Genomic DNA, 16,306 nt, shown 5'->3' with positions numbered 1-16,306 from the left:
GCCGGGAAGTGCTTTCCGGGTCCCGTCGACGACGCCGTCGGCCGGCGCGCGGCGGCCGCCCGGTACGAGCGTCACCGGAGGCAAAAGCGGTTAGTCCCGCCCCACCATCCCCAACGATATGCGAACCACCGAGGCGTTCGTCGGCCTCCGCTGTGTCGACTGCGACGCGCTCCACGACCCCGAGACGACGACCCACCGCTGTCCCGACTGCGGGGGGATCCTCGACCCCGAGTACGACCTCGACCGGGTCGACCTCACGCGCGAGGACCTCGACTCCCGCCGCTTCGACTCGATGTGGCGCTACGAGGAACTGCTGCCGTTCCCGCGCGAGGCGGCCGTCTCGCTCGGCGAGGGCGCGACGCCGCTCGTCGAGTGTCCGACGCTCGCCGAGCGGATGGGCGTCGGCGCGGTGTACCTCAAGGACGAGGGCCGGAACCCGACGGGCACGTTCAAGGACCGCGGGCAGACGGCCGCGATGACGGCCGCGAGCGAGCACGGCGCCGACGAGGTGGCGCTCAACAGCGCGGGCAACGCCGGCCAGTCCGCGGCCGCCTACGCCGCCCGCGCCGGGATGGACGCCCACGTGTTCCTCCCGGACCGCGCGGGATTCGCCCAGAAGGCGATGACCGAGGTCCACGGCGGCGACCTCCGCGTCGCGAAGGGGGAGATCACCGACGCGGGCGCCGCGTACGCCGAGGCGACGGCCGAGGGCGACGTGGAGGGCTGGTACTCCACGAAGACGTTCGTCACGCCGTACCGCCACGACGGGAAGAAGACGATGGCCCACGAGACGATCGAGCAGCTCGACTGGGAGGCGCCCGACGCGGTCGTCTACCCGACCGGGGGCGGCGTCGGCCTCGTCGGCATGCACAAGGCCGCGAAGGAGTTCGACGAACTCGGCCTCTCGGAGGGGCTGCCGGGGATGTACGCCGCCCAGGCCGAGGGCTGCGCGCCGGTCGTCCGCGCGTGGGAGGAGGGCGCCGAGGTCCACGAGGCGTGGACCGGGATCACGACCGCCTGCAACGGCATCGCCGTCCCGGACCCGGGCGCCTCGCCGCTGATCCTCGACGCGCTGGAGGAGAGCGACGGCGGCGCGGTGGCGACGAGCGACCGGGCCATCCTCGACGCAGCGATCGAGGTCGCCCGAACCGAGGGGCTGGAGGTCGGCGCCACCCCCGCGGCCGCGGTCTCGGGCGCGTTCGAACTGGCCGAGCGGGGCGAGTTCGGCCCGGACGACACGGTCGTCCTGCTCAGCACGGGCGCGGCTAACAAGGACGTGGACACCCTGCGGGCGCACCTCGGCGAGCGCGAGGCGCGCGGGGAGTGACCCCGGCGGTGGGGAGCAGCCGGTCGCTCCCCCGACCGCGTGACCGTCTCAGTCGGAGGGACGGGGCATCGACTCGAGCTCCCGAATCCGGGCCGTCTTCTCGACGGACCGGTACTGGCGCCGCCACGCCTCCTCCGGGAACAGCCCGTTGCGGTCGAACAGCTCACGGGCCTCCTCGGTGAGTTCGTAGAACTTGTACGGGTAGTTCCGGAGCCGGTCGCCGACCCCGAGCGTGCGCTCGCGGACGACGCCCACCTCCTCGAGCGCCTTGAGGTGCCTGCGAACGGCGTCGTCGCTGAGCGGCGGGTTCATGTAGTCCAGTTCCTCGACGCTGGGAAGCCCGTGCGGGTGACCGACGACGTCCGCCAGGATGCCGGCCCGTTTCTCGTCGGTCGCCTTCTGGAGCGCCCGCCACGCGTCGAACTCCCCGTCCGTGCCGGTCCCGTCGGTGCCGGCCCCGGCGCCCTGGTCCGTGACGGCCCCGCCCGTCGTCGGCCTCATGTGGCTCACTTGGGCAGCCAGCGACATAAACACTCTCACTCGAACGAGGGTCTTCGCGCGACTGATACCGCAATAGGTTCCCCGAAAGGACCGCCACCTACTTGTTTCACCGGCGGCAGGAGTGAACGATGGGCGACGGCAGACTCGACGAGGGGGGCGCCGGGGGGCCCGCCGGCGATGACGACGGGGCGCCCGACGAGGGGGAGGTGCTCGACCGGATCGAGTCGGTGCGTCTCACCCCGAGCGAGCACCAGCGCGTCAAGGACCTGGTGAACGGCGAGCGGATGGACCGCATCAGGGGGCACGAGCGGCGCTACCTGGTCGTGGGGGCGGGCGGCGAGACTGGGGCCGGGACCCGGCGCGACGTCGTCGCCGACCTGCTCGACGCGCGGACGGACCCGCCGGCCGTCGCCGTGCGGCTGGAGGACTTCGGGCTGACGCCCGAGGAGATCCGTCTCTGGACGCGCGTGTTCGACGTCCTCTGCGGGAGGGCGACCCACGTCGTCGCCGTGATCGAGGACTTCGACGGCGGCTACGTGTGGGAGCTGGGGCTGCTCTTCGCCCCGTCCTACCGCGAGAAACTGTGGGTCCTGAAGCGGCGGTACCCGGACGGTGAGACCGAGCGAGAGCGGTTCGAGAACGGGATGGCGGCCTCGCACGTCGAACTGCTCCTGACCGGCGATCGCGTCCGCGAGTGGGTCGACGCGGACGAACTCCGGGACGCCGTGGACGAGATCCCCTGACGCGGCCGACGCGACTGCGTCCGGGCGGGGCCGACTCGATCCGAGGTCGTCGCCGTTCGGGATCGGCCGGGTCCGGTCCGTCCAGTCGTCCGTACCGGGGTGGACGCGGGTTCTACGACGGATGGCCGGACGAAACCGCGACGAGTAACGGGACCCATCGTGATCGCTCGGTGTAGGTCGAGCGACGGTCGCCCGGTCCGGAAGGAGCACCCCTCACGGAACGGACCTGCCGTACGCCTGCTTCGAGGCCAGGAACTACCGACTGGTGCAGGTCACTCCGACGGTGACCCGCGCTCGTCGTCGTCCGCGTCTTCGACGAGGACGCGACCGTCACTCCCGACGGTCACGTGACAGCCGCAGTATTCGAAGGAGACCTCCCCCGTTCGTCGTGCTCCGTCCACGTCTCGAAAGAGGGCATCGAGCGCGTCCGGGTCGAGGACGTCGTACAGTGGCGGATCGAGCAGAAGTGCATCCGTTCCTTTGTGGACCGCCACGTTCTCGATCACCGTCGCGCTCGGAGGTTCCGTGTCCCGCCGGGTCGCTGCTGGAGGGTGATTCACAGCGTAGTTCAGGGTTCTCTCGGGGATAAACGTCCCGTATGCGTTAGACCAGTCCCGTCCGCAACGATCATCGTTTCCGGAGTTCCGTTTCGGAAGGAACGAGCGTGCTCGTCACCCTCGACCGTCAGTCGTCGATCAGGTTCGACCCGAACTGGTCGAACGGTCGGGTCCGGTGGCGTTTCAGCGTCTCAGAACTGTCGATCGTGAGACCGGGTTCGTCCAGCGCTCGGGTCACCTTCTCCAGTTCGGCGACGCTCCGGCTCACCGTCTCGACGCGGACGTTCCGTTCCCGGCGATCGTCTCCCGGACGTCGACGACTCCGTGGGGGGTCGAGCGTCCGGTCGGCGAGTTCCCGACGCTCGGCGACGGGGGCGGTACACGCGAAGAGCGTGTAGAGCGGCAACCCGGCGTTCCGATGGTCGATTTCGGGTGATCGCCGTCGATGATCCCCTGCTCCTCGAGTTTGGTGATGCGAGTGCTCACGGTGCTGGCGGCCACGCCCATCCGGTCGGCGATCGCCGTGTTCGCGTTCTTCCGTGCATCGGCCCGTAGCAGGTGCAGGGTCGCTCGATCCACGTCGTCGAGGGAATCGGAGCCCACGGGGACGATCCACCGAGCGAACACGCGAGGAAGTTCGACCTGCACACCGTGAGAACTACCGCGTCCGCGTGCCCGCCCGGCCGGACGAGACCGGAACGACGTGGGTGATTCCGCGGCTGCGCACGGCCATCGCGTGCTCGGCTCACCACGCTACGTTCCGGCCGGTGGCGCGAACTCCCCGCTCCCACCCGTTGTGGGTGTTCGTGTCGTTCCCGCAACGGATGCGACGCGGCGTTCACCTGTAGGCCTCGAACTCCTTGCCGAACAGGAGGAAGTAGCCGGTGCCGACGAGTCCGACGACGGCCGCCACGGTGAACGCGAGTTCGGGGCTGACGAAGTCCCAGAGGTAGCCGCCGAGCGCGGCGCTGGGGATGACGACCGTGTTCCGGAGCAGGTAGTACGTGCCGGTGACCCGCCCGCCGGCGCCCCGCTCCGCGGGCCCGACGATCAGTGCCTTGTGCGTGGGCAGGCCCGCGAACCGCAACCCGGAGAACGCGAACACCGGAACCATCGCCGCAGTCGTGGTGACGTACGGCGACGCGAGTTCCGGGACGTTGATCAGGACCAGCGGGAAGACCGCGTAGACCGCGAACCCGAACGCGACGACCGGTTTCAGCCCGACGCGTTCCGCGACTTTCGCCGCCGGCGCCATCACGAGCAACGCGACGAACATCTCGACGCCCAGCAGGTAGCCGAAGAAGGCCGCCGGCGGGAGGTCAACCGCGTACGAGAGGCCGCCCAGTGAAACGGTGGTTTCGAGCCCGACCTCGAAGAACTGGGTGACCACCAGCACGAAGAACACGTGGACCATCCCGTTGGCGAACCGGACGAGCGTGTCGCCGATCAGCAGCGGTCTCAGTTCCTCGGGCATGTCCCGAAGGTCCCGCACGATCCGCTCGATCCCCTCGAACGAACCGCCGACCGCGTCCGAATCGGCGTCGTAGAGGACGTGCTGGACGACCGTCCCGAGGACGCCGAAGACGACCGCGACCCCGAGCACGTACTGGAAACTCACCGTGAACTGCGGATGGAGCCCGATCAGGACGGCCGCCAGCACCGGGCCGATCAGGAACGCGGTCCGGCGGAACGTCTCCGTGCTCGCGAACCCCTCGGCGAGCCGTGACGGGTCGGTCGCCTGTTTGACGACCGCGAAGGTCGCCCCCAGCCCGAAGGACTTCCAGGCCTGGGCGAGGACCAGGCCGACGAAGATCCAGATCCAGGGTTCGATCGTGACGCCGGCGACCGAGAACGCGCCGATCCCGGGCGCGACGAGCCAGAAGCCGAACCCGAGCGTCGACAGGAGGCCGAACAGCGTCAGCGCGTATCGCGAGCCGATGCGGTCCGAAACCGCCCCGCCCGGGTACGGGTAGACGGCTGAGATGACGTTCCCGAACGTGCCGAACAGCCCCACGACGAAGCCCGACGCACCCAGGGCCACCATGTACTCCGGAAGGAAGCGGTTCGTCATCTGGAAGCCGAGGCTGAACGCGAACATGGCCGCCGAGAGGACCAGCACGTCGCGTTCGAGCGAGACGAACCGCCGAAACGGTTCGAACACGCCGATCGGCTCGTCCTCGGTCGCCATCTCTCGTTCCGAGTCGGGGAGTCCGGTAAATATTTTTTACCCTACCGTTACGAGAGCGCCATCAACACTTATGCAGGTACGGACCGTACCCCGACGGGGAACCACGACGACGGATCCGTTCGCGGGCACGTCCCGTACGAGGACCTCGATCGGCGGTCCGGAAACGCGCACGGCACAGTCGGCACGGTCCATGGAGACATGGTCACCCCTCTCACCGTCATCCAGTTCGTCGGCGGGCTTGCGGCGGTAATCTACTTCGCGGAAAAGCTGGTCGATGGAACGGTCGGCACCGCGCGGGGGTTCGGCCTGTCGGCGTTTCTCGTCAGCGTCGTCTTCGTCGGCTTCGACCCGGAGAACCTGTTCGTCGGGACGAGCGGAACCTACGAGGGCGTTGCGGGCATCGCGCTCGGTGCGATCGTGGGTGCAGCCATGGTGGCGATCGCGCTCGCGTTCGGCATCACGGCGCTCCTCGCACCGATGGAGTTCGAGGAAGCCCCGACGCGAATCCTGGTCGTCCAGGTGCTTGCAGTCCTACTGTTCGGCGGGGTAGCTCTCGACGGACGATTGTCGCGACTCGACGGCGGCGTCCTCCTTCTGGGGTACGTCGTGGCGGTCGGCTATCTGCTGTGGCTCGGCGAGCGGGGCGTCGATGTACTCCCGGGAGAGGAACCCGAGTCCGAACCGGACGGCGATCCGCAGCGCCGGTGGAAAGCGGTCGGCCTGTTCGCCGTCTCGTTGGTCGCGATCGTCGCGGGCAGCGAGCTCCTGGTCGCGAGTTCCGAAACGATCATCGAGACGCTCGGGGTGACCGACACGTTCTTCGGACTCATCGTCCTGGCGGCGCTGGTCAGCATCGAGGAACTCGCCCGGGAACTGCCCGCCGCGCTGCGGGGTCGGCCGGAGATTACCTTCGGGAACGTCGTCGGTTCGGTCATGGCGTTCTTCCTGTTCAACGCCGGCGTCATCGCCCTGGTCGATCCGGTTCCGGTCCCGAGCCAGGTGCTGGGATTCTACCTGCCGATCGCGATCGTCACCGTCCTTCTCGTCTCCGGGTTCATGCTCCGAAAACGGGTTCGCCGCCGGGCCGGCGGCGTCCTGGTGCTACTCTACCTCGTGTTCGCCGTCGGCGGGTACGCGATCGCGAGCGGGTTCGTACCGAGGTAGTCGGTACGCGTCCGTGATTCCCGCCCACGTCGGCGCGTGAGAGTCGATTCACCCGGTGCGGCGCGAGGTCATCGCTCGGAGGAACGCCCTCCGTCCGCTTCGAGATCGTCGAAGAAGTCGGAGACGCGCCGTGCGATTTCGTCCCGTTGTCGGCGAACCGCGTCGAGACCGTCCCCGCCCGGGTGTTCCAGGTCCCACCGCTCGCTCTCACCGGTCCAGCCCTCGGGCCGGAACTGGTCGACCGAACAGCCCATCGTCACGACGTAGTCGACGTCCTCGACGTCTTCGGGCGTGATCTGCCGGGGTTTCCGGTCGCTGACGTCGATCCCCTCCTCTCCCATCACCTCGACGACGGAGTCGTGGACGCGCTCGGCAGGGTCCGTCCCGCCGGTGACGACGTCGACGTCGAGGCCGCGCTCGTCGCGCTCCCGCTCCGCGAACGCGGTCGCCATCTGGCTCCGTCCGGCGTTTCCGACGCACACGAAGGCCACGCGTGTCATGGTCTACTACTGACCCTCGAACCGGGTATAGCCAGTGGTCGGCCCGGGGGCGTCACGGCACGAGGAAAAACCACGCCATCCCGACGGCGCCCCCGCCGACGATGAGGGAGGCGGCGTGGACGCCGCGGACGAACAGCCCGAACGTCACGGCCGCGAGCGCGACGGTGAAGGCGTCGGCGAACGACTCGGCCGCCAGCGTGGCGGCGCACCGAGGATCGCGACGACGACCGCCGGGAGCGTCCGGTAGGCGAAGTAGAGCCACGAGAAGAACGCGACGAGGACGAACGTCGGCAGCATGAAGAAGAACCCCGCGGTGATCGCGCCGAGGTTCCCCGCGCGGATCCACCCCATGAAGATGCCGAGTTGCGTGGACGCGGGGCCGGGGAGCACGTTGCAGATCGCGAGCCCCTCCACGAACACCGGCTCGTCGGCCCACCCGCGTGAGTCCTCGCCGGCGAGGTCGTCCTCCGTCATCGCGACGTGGACGAGCGGGCCGCCGAACCCGACGATCCCGATGAACAGGAAGTAACGGACGATCTCGACGAGCTTCGCGGGGCTCGACTGCCCCCCGTACACCTCCGCGCCGCCGGTCGCCCGCGTCTCGCTCATCGATGACCCCTCTGGCCGGCCGATCCCTCGGCGGGTCGCCGTTCGGACGGGCCGTTCGGACGCGAGCCATGCTCTCCGGTCCACCCGATCGGTGAACAAATCTTCTCCACTCGTCCATTCCATTCGATTTACCCCGCGTTCGACGCCGACGAGGCGCGCTGAAAACGCGGGTTCGACCGGACGTCGAATCGGGTCCCGAGTGTGGCGACCACAGTGCGACGGTTCGTCACGGAGATACGCTGACGTGCCCGTGTTGCTTCGAGGAGCACGCCGACCTCACGGCCCCGGGGACGTTCCTTCGAGAGAACGGCGATGCTGAAGTCGGGCCGATGGCACGGCCCGTGCGATTCGAGTGGGACCCCCACGACCGGTCGGGGACACCACACTCACGAACGTCCCGAAGAACCGCGTACGAACCCGCAAGTTGCCTCCGTGGGTGGGTAGCCGAACCCCAACGGGGGAATCCTCGCGCTTCAGGGCGGGGAGGACGTCAAGTTCGCCAGCGGTACTCGAGGACGCCCCAGACCATCGTCGCGACGAGTGCCACCAGCAGGGCGGACAGCTGACCCACCCCGAGCCAGACGGGCGTGACGTACATCAGCCCGTTCAGGTACTTCCCCGGGAGCACGTCCTTCACGCCGATCCAGAACCGATCGACGGGCCCGCCGGTGTGGGACTCGAGCCCGGCGCGTTCCGCGCTGGGTCCGCCGGAACTCTCGTCGCCGGGGTCGAATCGCTCGGCCTCGTACGGGAACCCCACGCGGGTGCTCCAGACGACCTCCCCCTCGGTGTCGACCTCCAACAGGCGGTTCCCGTTCGAATCGGTGATCAGCGTGTGGCCGTTCGGGAGCCTATCGGCGTCCCGGACCCACTGTGCCCGCGCGTCCTGCCACTGCCAGGACTGCACCCACTCGCCGTTCTCGCGCTGGTACTCGACGACGCGGTTGTTCTCGGAGTCCGCGACGAGCACGGCCGGCCCGCCGTTCTCCTCGGGGATGTAATCGGGATTGTGCTGTTCGTTCAGGACGTCGTAGTCGTCCTCCGCGCCGAGCGTCCAGTCCTCGTCCAGTTCGCCGGTCTCGCGGTCGACGAACGCCACCCGATCGTGGTTGCGGACGCTGACCATGACGCGCGAACCGTCGTCGACGAGTTCGACGTCGTTGATGTGGGACCAGTCGTCGGGATGGGGCCCGCCGGTCTCGGCGGGGTCGAACTCGTCGGAGGCGTTCCACGTCCAGACCGTCTCGTCGCTCGTCTCGTCGACGACGAACACGCGGTCGAGGTAGATGTCGGCGACGAGGAGGTGGGTGTCGTTCACCCGGTCGACGTCGTGGTACCGGGTCGCCTCCTTGCCGGGCGTCTGCCGCGACCAGACCGGCGTGACCTCCCCGGTGGAGAGGTTCACGCGCTCGACGCCGTTTCGCGTGCACGCGTCCGTCCCGCCGTGGTGGTCGTAGTACTCGTTCCAGGTGTCCTCGTCCACGCCGTGATCGGCGGGGTCCCACTCGTCGGCGTCCGGACAGTCGGCGCCGTCGACGTGGTCCGCGTACGCCACTTCGACCGTTGCTTCGGTCCCCGGAACGGGGTCGACGTCCCAGTAGCGGGTGTGCGTGTCGTTGTAGTAGAGGACGCTCCCGTTCGGGGCGTACGCGACGAGTTCCGCTCGGCCCCTGGGGCCGTCGCTCTCGTCGCCGCGCCACGAGTTCGAGTCCATCCCGGCGACCGTGACGCCGTCCCGTTCCGGGACGACCTGCTCGGACCGGTCGTTCAGCACTTCGGACTGTGACTTCCCTTCGAACCCGCTGTCGCCGGCGGAACTCCCGACGTACGCGCTCGCGGTGACGGCGAGACAGCCGACGAGGACGAGCGCGAACAGCGCTCGGTACGTTACCCTTCGAGCCATGAGCGGGTGGGTACGGAAGCGGGGGAACCGACCTGATGGTGACCCCTACCGAAGGCGCCATCGACGGGTACGATCCTGATCGGCAGGAACCTGAACGTGGCCATCTACCTCGTAGCGTTCCGGCCGCGGGGTAAACACGTTTCCCATTCTCGTCTATACTCCGACGGGCCGCGTTTATGTGTTCGTGTGGTTCTCGCCCGCGCATGGTCAGTCGCAAGAACGCGATGCCGACGACGGAGGACCGTCGCTGGCTGACCGGCGAGAAGACCTACGACGGTCAACACGCCAAACGGCAACGGTACCAGCGACGGAACGACGTCCGCGACCGGGTGTACGACTCCGTTCTCGACTTCACGATCCTCTTTTGGGACCTCGAGGAGGACGAACGGCGGAAGATCTTCGGCGAGGTGACCGACGACGGAAGCCAGTGGGTCGACGCCGACGAGGAGTTCCGAGACGGCGTCCGCGACGCCCTCGCGTTCCTGCTCAGGGGCATCGGCGTACGGACGCTCGTGCGGGAGTCGGCGGACGAGTCGTCCCCACACGTCGCGGAACAGTTCCTGGCGCTGGCGACGGCTCGGGCCGGTCAGCGGGAGGGCTTTCTCGTCGACGACGTCGAGCTCGACGTCGAGGGCGTACAGGAGTGCCTCCGCGAGCGCGTCCTGGCGGACGATTCGGGAGGTGCGTGATACCCATGACCATCGACACGAAGGAGGAGACGTTCGAGCGGGGGCTGCGGAAGCTCTACCGCGCCGAGATCGAGATCCTGGACCTCCACGCCGACCTGGCGGCCGCAGCCGCGAGCGAGGAGGTCCGCGACGTGTTCAGCGGTCACGAGGGCGACACGGTCGACCAGATCGACCGGATCGAGGAGCCGTTCGAGGTCGTCGACCTGGAACCGCGCGAGCGCGGCAGCCCGATCGTGGAGGGGCTGCTGGCGGAGAAGGACGAGTTCGTCGCGGAGGTGAACGACGACGACCTGCGCGACCTCGACGCGATCAGCGTCGGCATGATCAACGAACGGTTCGAGATCACGCTTCTCGATCGGCTGCTTCTGTTGGCCGACGCGCTCGGGCTTCCGGAGCCGACGCGGTCGACCCTCAAGCGGAACCGTGCGGAAGCGCGGGCAGCGCTCGAGCGAATGGAACGGTTCCTCGAGGAACGGCGAGTCGGGCGAGGAACTACCGCCAGATCGGCACGTCCGTCGGCCCGTTCACGGGCGTTCCGGACGACCCGCATCCAGGGAACGGGGTTTCATCGGAGCCGATCGAACGGCGTTCACGGGACGTTCGTTTCGAGTCACCGAAACCGAGGCGGTGGCTCGGACGAACTGGCCCGTCACGGAGGTCCGAGCGGCGGACGGACCGTCTGCCGATCGAACGAACCTCGTGCCCCACGGGGAATCGAGTACGGTGGCTCGGTCGAAGTCCTTCATCACAGGGTGCCGAGCGGGGAAAGCACAGCATCTACTGATAGACGGCCAGGTGAAACAGCGACGAGTAACGGGAACACGTCCCGGTTGCCAGGTGGAGATGATGCAGTTTCGGTGCCGCCATCCGTCCGCCCTGTCGGTTTCACGAACGGCGGGCCGGTACGGGGGTCGCGTTCGATACTCGAGGTAAACGGATCCGCACCGTCCGAAGATGGTCGAGTCGGAGAACGCGCGCCCCGCACGGGACCCTCCCCGGAGACGGCCGGATTCCCTCGGGCCAATCAGTCCGCATCGGGGAACCGAACGATAGCAATGGCGTAGTTTGGTACCGTCAGGCGGCAAGTACTGTCAGAATAGGCATTTAGACCGTCGAACACGTGTCCGTACGTATGAGTGAGTCCGTTCTCGTAATCGGAGCTACCGGCACACAGGGAGGCGCGGTCGCCGATCACCTGATGGACGACGGGGTCACGGTCCACGCGCTAACGCGCGATCCCGATGCCGACGCGGCCCGCTCCCTCGAAGACGACGGGGCAGAGATCGTCGAGGGAAGTCTCGACGAAATCGGCGCCCTCGAAACGGCCATGGAAGCAGTCGACGGAGTGTTCTGCGTCACGAACTTCTGGGAGCACGGGTACGATACCGAAGTCCAACACGGAAGGAACGCCATCGATGCCGCCGTCGAATCAGCGGTCGAACACTTCGTGTTCAGTTCCGTCGGTGGAGCCGAGCGCGACACGGGAATCTCGCACTTCGACTCCAAGTGGGAGATCGAACGACACCTCGAAGAGTCCGATCTGAACGCGACGGTCGTCCGGCCCGTGTTCTACATGCAGAACCTGGAAGGCAACCGCGAGGACGTCACGCGAGGGACGCTTGCGCTGGCCATGGAGCGACACGTCCCCCTACAGATGCTCGACGTCGACGATCTCGGGGCGTTCGTTGCCCGAGTTTTCGCTGACCCCGACCGCTACGTCGGCGAGGCCTTCGAGCTGGCGAGCGACGAACTCACACTCACTGCGACGGCCATTCGAATGGCCGACGTGACCGGGGTCGACGTGACTGCCCAACACGTCCCGCCTGCCGCGTTGGAAGAGGGAATGGAACAGTTCGGCGAGGAGTACCGTGTGATGTTCGAGTGGTTCAACGAGCACGGCTACGAGTCGCCCATCGACGAACTTCAGGCCGAACACGGGCTCAAGTTCTCCCGACTGGAGGAGTACCTCGAACGGGCCGGGTGGGACCGATAGCCGGGTCCTACGCTCCGACGGCCGGCTCCGGTCTCGATCGCCACGTCCCGCGTGGTCAGCAGGACGTGGCGAACGTGGTTCGTGTCTGACGTAACTCTCCCCGGTCGATACGCGATCCCTTCTGACCGGCTGTTTCACCGGATCGTGTTCGACGAACGGGGGTTCAACCGAATCGAGGAATCCCGGCGCTGTGTCTCGCGGGAAATCGGGTGTGGTGGCTCGGTCGAAGTCCTTCATCACAAGGGGCTGAGCGGGGGTAACCCTCGTCATCGCCACCGTCTACGCCGACGGCGCCGAGGCGTAAAAAGCCTCCCGAGGCCGCCACGTCCCCCGATCCCCGGAGCCGGTTCGTCACATCGGACGGGGGCCGAACCGGCGGGGAAACCCGACCCGTCGCCCGCGACCGGTCGTCGGTTTCCGACCCCTCACTCCCCCGTCCCGCCCGCGAACGTCTCGACGATCGCCTCGCGAAACGCGGGGAGGTCATCCGGCTTCCGACTCGTCACCAGGTTTTCGTCGACCACGACCTCCTCGTCGACCCACTCGCCGCCCGCGTTTCGGACGTCGGTTTGCAGGCTGGGGTAGGAGGTCAGCGTCCGGCCCTCGGCCGCGTCCGCCTCCACCAGCGTCCACGGGCCGTGACAGATCACGCCGAGCGGCTTCCCCTCCGTCACGTGCTCGCGCAGGAGTTCGACCGCGTCCTCGTCGACGCGGAGTTCGTCGGCGCCGACGGTGCCGCCCGGGACGACCAGCGCGTCGTACTCGTCCGGGGAGACGTCGGAGAACGCCCGCTCCACCTCGTGGGTCCCCGCCGGGTCGAGGTCGCTCTCGACGGTCTCGACCTCGCCCGTCTCGGAGCCGAGGACGTCGACGTCCGCTCCGGCCTCCTCCACGGCCTCCTTCGGTTCGGTGAACTCCACCTCCTCGGTGCCTCTGGGCGCGAGGAACAGGCCGACGGTCGTCCCGTCGAGTTCCCCTCCGTCGCTCTCGCTCATCGCCGGTTCGAACGGGCGGCACGGAGGTAGGGGTTGTACTTGCCCCTGCAACCGTACAAGGAGGGGCGGTTCGGGCGGTGACGACGGCGTTGCGGGCCTACGCTGCGACGATGGAAAGCGAGTACTCCCCGGAGACGACGAAGACGGAGACCCAGACGACCTCCTCCGCCACGTCGAACTCGATCGTCGTCTCGACCGGGCCCGGCCCGTTGACGGGCGTGAAGAACGTCTCGCCCGACGCGGTCTGCAGGGAGAGCACCGTCCGCTCCCCGCCGGACGCCGAGTACGTGAGGCTCCGCTCCCCCGAGAAGTCGAAGGGGCCGTACACGTTCGAGGACGACCCCTCGATCCCGACCGGGAACGCCGTCGCGACGTCGTCGGCTTCGTACACGGGCGTCTCGACCAGGGTGATCGTCCACTCGCCCGCGGCGGCGACCTCGAGTCGGTACGTTCCCGGATCCAGGTCGGTCACCCCCAGGCCCGCCCAGTTGTCGATCCCGGCGACGGCGGCGCCCGTCGCGTCGAACACGTCGAGATCGAGGTCCGCGCCCCCGTCGATCAGGAACGCCGTCGGGCCGTCGAGGTTCACCTCGACGCCGTCGACGGTCTCGCTCCCCGACCCGGAGTAGGTCGTCCGGACCGGCGCCGGGGTGTCGCCCGACCGGACGGTCGTCCCGCCGGTGACGTGCCCGCGGAGGCCCCGTTCGGCGGGCGGTCTGGCGGTCGGGTCGGTCGTCGCCGACGCGATTCCGGACGCGCCGACGAGCCCCGCGACCACGAGTCCGCCCCTCGAGAGCCACTGCCGTCGGTTCATGGGGGAACCGTCGTCGTTCGGTCCGAAACCCTTGACGGCGGATTGGCGACCTGGGGTGACCGGTTACCGCCCGGTTCTCGACGGGGTCGGCGTCGGGGGAATCGAGGGCGTCCGCCGCGCTGACGGGCGAGGCGTCCACGGGCCCGTCGTTCGAGGTCGACCCGGCGGACGAACCCGGGCGGGCCCAGCGGGCCTCGCGACCGCCGGTAGGACGACGTTACGCGGCTGGCGTCCCGCGCCGAGCGCGGGCGAGGCGCGGCGTTTCGGCCCCTCGTGCGCGGACTTCCCCCGCTGCGCACGAGGAGCGTTCCGCCAGTTCGGGCCGATCGACGGCCGGTTCCGGGAACGCTTCGACGCCCCTTACCGGGGTATTCCGACGGGGTAGTGACGGGTCGATGACCGGACCTTCCCGGACGCCGACGGGTAGGGGCCGTCACCCGACCACCTGGGAGCCGGCATCCGCGACTGGTAACTACCGTTATGATTCCCCTACCGAACCGCCCCGACGATGTTCGACGTCACGAGACGAGGTACGCTCGAACTGTTCGCGCTCGCGGCGGGCGCCGACCCGACCGCGCTGTCGGGGACGCGGGAGGGAGGCGAGGAGGGGAGCGACGGGGACGGGACGGCCGAGGCGGGGCCGACGCTGACGCGGCTCGCCACCACCGTCCCCGGCTCCGAGATAACCGGCCTGTGCGTCTCGCCGGCCGGCGACCTCTTCTTCAACGTCCAGAACCCGGAGGCCGACAACCCGGAGCCGTTCGACCACGGGGGCGTCGGGGCCGTCGAGGGCGCCTCGCTCGCGGACCTGCCGAGCGACGCGCCGAGCGTCCCGTTGCCCGAGGACGGGGAGGGGGGCGAGGTCAGGACGGCCGCCGGAACCTACCGCATGCTGGCGAGCGGCGGCGACCCGACCGACGACGGGGCGCGACTCGGCGTGCCGTACTCGCCCGACGGCACGGAGCTGACCGACGGGAACGCCCCGGACTTCAACGGGTTCGTCCCGTCCTCGGACGCCGCGGACGAGGGGTACCTGTTCACCAACTGGGAGTCCCGGCCGGGGATGGTGAGCCGGCTCCACCTCCGCCGGGCGGCCGGCGGGTCGTGGGAGGTTCTCGGGGGCACGAACGTCGACTTCCGGTCCGTCGAGGGGACCTGGGGCAACTGTTTCGGCTCGGTCAGCCCGTGGGGGACGCCGCTGTCTGCCGAGGAGAACTTCTCGGCCGCGCTGACGCCCCGCTGGAACGACCCCGACTGGGACCGCGGCGACGACGAGGACGGCGACGAGGTGGCGAACCTCGCCGCGTACCTCGGTTACCATCCGAACCCGTACCGCTACGGCTACGTGGTCGAGATAACCGGGCCGGAGTCCGCCGAGCCGACGCCGACGAAGCGGTTCGCGATGGGACGGTTCGCCCACGAGACGGCCGCCGTGATGCCGGACGAGCGGACGGCGTACCTGACCGACGACGGCTCCGCGAAGTCGTTCTACAAGTTCGTCGCCGACGAACCGGGCGACCTGTCGTCGGGGACGCTCTACGCGGCAAAACACACCCAGGACGAGGGCGAGGAGGTCGCCACGGTCGGGTTCGACGTCGAGTGGATCGAACTCGCCCACGGCGACGAGGCGGAGATCGAGGGGTGGATCGCCGAGTACGACGGCATCGGCTACGACGAGTACGAGGACGACGAGACGAGCTACGTCACCGGGGCCGAGGTCGAGGCCTGGGCGAACGGCGAGGCCGACGACGACCGGGTCGCGTTCCTCGAGACGATGCGGGCGGCGGAGGCGGTCGGCGCGACGACCGAGTTCCGCAAGATGGAGGGCATCAACGCCGCCCCCGGCGCGGAGCCCGGCGACTCCCTGTACGTCTCGATGTCGAAGGTGGACGCCACGATGGCCGACGGGGAGGGGGACGTCCGGCTCGCGGGCAACGAGTACGGCGCGGTCTACAGGCTGCCCCTGGAGTCGAACTACGACGTGTCCCGCCTCGAACCCGTCCTGACCGGCGGGCCGGAGGCGAACGTCTGCGGCGGCTGTCCGTACGACGCGTCGCCGAACGCGGACAGCAGCGTCTGTGCCGACTGCGCGCTGAACCCGCGGCGCGAGGAGGACGACGGGAAGGTCGGATTCCGCGGGACCTCCCTGCTGGGGAACGCCCCGACGGTCGACCCCGAGAACGCCATCGCCAACCCCGACAACCTCGTCGTCCTCCCGGACGGCCGCGTCGTCGTCGGCGAGGACACCTCGGAACACGAGCACAACATGATCTGGCTGTACGACCCGGGCGAGGGGGACGGGTCGGGGACCCGCACGAGCTGA

At 68.8% G+C, this 16,306-nt stretch carries 15 protein-coding genes and 3 pseudogenes; 8 read left to right on the top strand and 10 right to left on the bottom strand.

Annotated elements, in window-relative coordinates; all coding sequences use genetic code 11:
- Positions 1–118: 118 nt before the first annotated feature.
- A complete protein-coding gene (locus HUG12_RS05715; RefSeq protein ID WP_179267840.1) occupies positions 119–1,327 on the top strand; it encodes a threonine synthase in 1,209 nt (402 codons plus the stop codon).
- 48 nt (positions 1,328–1,375) lie between these two features.
- Here the strand turns inward: HUG12_RS05715 and HUG12_RS05710 are convergent, their stop codons facing one another.
- Entirely contained in the window at positions 1,376–1,828 is a 453-nt protein-coding gene (locus tag HUG12_RS05710; protein ID WP_179267839.1) for an ArsR family transcriptional regulator, read from the bottom strand.
- 128 nt (positions 1,829–1,956) lie between these two features.
- Here HUG12_RS05710 and HUG12_RS05705 point away from each other — a divergent pair, with 128 nt between their 5' ends.
- Entirely contained in the window at positions 1,957–2,571 is a 615-nt protein-coding gene (locus tag HUG12_RS05705) for a hypothetical protein (RefSeq protein WP_179267838.1), read from the top strand.
- Between the two features lie 272 nt (positions 2,572–2,843).
- Here the strand turns inward: HUG12_RS05705 and HUG12_RS05700 are convergent, their stop codons facing one another.
- The 4 genes and pseudogenes from HUG12_RS05700 to HUG12_RS05685 all read right to left on the bottom strand — a co-directional run bounded on the left by HUG12_RS05700 (position 2,844) and on the right by HUG12_RS05685 (position 5,316).
- A complete protein-coding gene (locus HUG12_RS05700) occupies positions 2,844–3,131 on the bottom strand; it encodes a HalOD1 output domain-containing protein (protein WP_179267837.1) in 288 nt (95 codons plus the stop codon).
- Between the two features lie 124 nt (positions 3,132–3,255).
- Positions 3,256–3,534: a hypothetical protein gene (locus HUG12_RS21640; protein WP_246308145.1), complete on the bottom strand. Its 279-nt coding sequence runs from the start codon at positions 3,532–3,534 to the stop codon at positions 3,256–3,258.
- Positions 3,535–3,632: 98 nt separating this feature from the next.
- Positions 3,633–3,707 (bottom strand): annotated as a pseudogene (locus HUG12_RS22115) (hypothetical protein); the annotation flags it as partial.
- Between the two features lie 259 nt (positions 3,708–3,966).
- Entirely contained in the window at positions 3,967–5,316 is a 1,350-nt protein-coding gene (locus HUG12_RS05685; RefSeq protein ID WP_179267834.1) for an MFS transporter, read from the bottom strand.
- Between the two features lie 198 nt (positions 5,317–5,514).
- On the opposite strand from HUG12_RS05685, the gene HUG12_RS05680 reads away from it, so the two are divergent.
- The gene (locus HUG12_RS05680; RefSeq protein ID WP_179267833.1) at positions 5,515–6,480 is read left to right on the top strand and encodes a sodium:calcium antiporter; all 966 of its coding nucleotides are present in this window, start codon (positions 5,515–5,517) and stop codon (positions 6,478–6,480) included.
- Positions 6,481–6,548: 68 nt separating this feature from the next.
- Here the strand turns inward: HUG12_RS05680 and HUG12_RS05675 are convergent, their stop codons facing one another.
- Together HUG12_RS05675 and HUG12_RS05670 are read right to left on the bottom strand one after the other, a co-directional pair.
- On the bottom strand, positions 6,549–6,980 hold the full coding sequence (locus HUG12_RS05675; RefSeq protein WP_179267832.1) for an arsenate-mycothiol transferase ArsC: 432 nt from the start codon (positions 6,978–6,980) through the stop codon (positions 6,549–6,551).
- Between the two features lie 198 nt (positions 6,981–7,178).
- Positions 7,179–7,589, bottom strand: a pseudogene (locus HUG12_RS05670) (chromate transporter); the annotation flags it as partial.
- A gap of 194 nt (positions 7,590–7,783) precedes the next feature.
- Here HUG12_RS05670 and HUG12_RS05665 point away from each other — a divergent pair.
- Positions 7,784–8,033 (top strand): annotated as a pseudogene (locus tag HUG12_RS05665) (IS200/IS605 family transposon protein TnpB); the annotation flags it as partial.
- 46 nt (positions 8,034–8,079) lie between these two features.
- Here the strand turns inward: HUG12_RS05665 and HUG12_RS05660 are convergent.
- On the bottom strand, positions 8,080–9,492 hold the full coding sequence (locus HUG12_RS05660; RefSeq protein WP_179267831.1) for an arylsulfotransferase family protein: 1,413 nt from the start codon (positions 9,490–9,492) through the stop codon (positions 8,080–8,082).
- Between the two features lie 203 nt (positions 9,493–9,695).
- Here HUG12_RS05660 and HUG12_RS05655 point away from each other — a divergent pair, with 203 nt between their 5' ends.
- The 3 genes from HUG12_RS05655 to HUG12_RS05645 all read left to right on the top strand — a co-directional run bounded on the left by HUG12_RS05655 (position 9,696) and on the right by HUG12_RS05645 (position 12,174).
- Positions 9,696–10,181: a response regulator gene (locus HUG12_RS05655; protein WP_179267830.1), complete on the top strand. Its 486-nt coding sequence runs from the start codon at positions 9,696–9,698 to the stop codon at positions 10,179–10,181.
- Between the two features lie 5 nt (positions 10,182–10,186).
- Positions 10,187–11,245 (top strand): DUF892 family protein, encoded by a 1,059-nt coding sequence (locus HUG12_RS05650; RefSeq protein ID WP_179267829.1) that lies wholly within the window; start codon positions 10,187–10,189, stop codon positions 11,243–11,245.
- 68 nt (positions 11,246–11,313) lie between these two features.
- Positions 11,314–12,174 carry an NmrA/HSCARG family protein gene (locus HUG12_RS05645; protein ID WP_179267828.1) on the top strand — a complete coding sequence of 287 codons (861 nt, stop codon included), beginning with the start codon at positions 11,314–11,316 and terminating at the stop codon, positions 12,172–12,174.
- Positions 12,175–12,599: 425 nt separating this feature from the next.
- On the opposite strand, the gene HUG12_RS05640 is transcribed toward HUG12_RS05645, so the two are convergent.
- Together HUG12_RS05640 and HUG12_RS05635 are read right to left on the bottom strand one after the other, a co-directional pair.
- On the bottom strand, positions 12,600–13,169 hold the full coding sequence (locus tag HUG12_RS05640; protein ID WP_179267827.1) for a type 1 glutamine amidotransferase domain-containing protein: 570 nt from the start codon (positions 13,167–13,169) through the stop codon (positions 12,600–12,602).
- 97 nt (positions 13,170–13,266) lie between these two features.
- On the bottom strand, positions 13,267–13,983 hold the full coding sequence (locus tag HUG12_RS05635) for a hypothetical protein (RefSeq protein WP_179267826.1): 717 nt from the start codon (positions 13,981–13,983) through the stop codon (positions 13,267–13,269).
- A gap of 508 nt (positions 13,984–14,491) precedes the next feature.
- Between HUG12_RS05635 and HUG12_RS05630 the strand changes: the two genes are divergently transcribed.
- Positions 14,492–16,306 (top strand): PhoX family protein, encoded by a 1,815-nt coding sequence (locus tag HUG12_RS05630; protein WP_179267825.1) that lies wholly within the window; start codon positions 14,492–14,494, stop codon positions 16,304–16,306.

Source organism: Halorarum salinum (assembly GCF_013402875.1).
GTDB classification, from domain to species: domain Archaea; phylum Halobacteriota; class Halobacteria; order Halobacteriales; family Haloferacaceae; genus Halorarum; species Halorarum salinum.
Note: the sequence above shows the minus strand (reverse complement) of the source record. Positions and strands in the feature narration are given on the sequence as shown.

What these genes read in the sequence shown, in the direction of transcription:
- HUG12_RS05715 (WP_179267840.1), top strand. Translation starts at nt 119, where the DNA reads ATGCGAACCACCGAGGCGTTCGTCGGCCTCCGCTGTGTCGACTGCGAC.
- HUG12_RS05710 (WP_179267839.1), bottom strand. Translation starts at nt 1,828, where the DNA reads ATGAGGCCGACGACGGGCGGGGCCGTCACGGACCAGGGCGCCGGGGCC.
- HUG12_RS05705 (WP_179267838.1), top strand. Translation starts at nt 1,957, where the DNA reads ATGGGCGACGGCAGACTCGACGAGGGGGGCGCCGGGGGGCCCGCCGGC.
- HUG12_RS05685 (WP_179267834.1), bottom strand. Translation starts at nt 5,316, where the DNA reads ATGGCGACCGAGGACGAGCCGATCGGCGTGTTCGAACCGTTTCGGCGG.
- HUG12_RS05680 (WP_179267833.1), top strand. Translation starts at nt 5,515, where the DNA reads ATGGTCACCCCTCTCACCGTCATCCAGTTCGTCGGCGGGCTTGCGGCG.
- HUG12_RS05675 (WP_179267832.1), bottom strand. Translation starts at nt 6,980, where the DNA reads ATGACACGCGTGGCCTTCGTGTGCGTCGGAAACGCCGGACGGAGCCAG.
- HUG12_RS05660 (WP_179267831.1), bottom strand. Translation starts at nt 9,492, where the DNA reads ATGGCTCGAAGGGTAACGTACCGAGCGCTGTTCGCGCTCGTCCTCGTC.
- HUG12_RS05655 (WP_179267830.1), top strand. Translation starts at nt 9,696, where the DNA reads ATGGTCAGTCGCAAGAACGCGATGCCGACGACGGAGGACCGTCGCTGG.
- HUG12_RS05650 (WP_179267829.1), top strand. Translation starts at nt 10,187, where the DNA reads ATGACCATCGACACGAAGGAGGAGACGTTCGAGCGGGGGCTGCGGAAG.
- HUG12_RS05645 (WP_179267828.1), top strand. Translation starts at nt 11,314, where the DNA reads ATGAGTGAGTCCGTTCTCGTAATCGGAGCTACCGGCACACAGGGAGGC.
- HUG12_RS05640 (WP_179267827.1), bottom strand. Translation starts at nt 13,169, where the DNA reads ATGAGCGAGAGCGACGGAGGGGAACTCGACGGGACGACCGTCGGCCTG.
- HUG12_RS05635 (WP_179267826.1), bottom strand. Translation starts at nt 13,983, where the DNA reads ATGAACCGACGGCAGTGGCTCTCGAGGGGCGGACTCGTGGTCGCGGGG.
- HUG12_RS05630 (WP_179267825.1), top strand. Translation starts at nt 14,492, where the DNA reads ATGTTCGACGTCACGAGACGAGGTACGCTCGAACTGTTCGCGCTCGCG.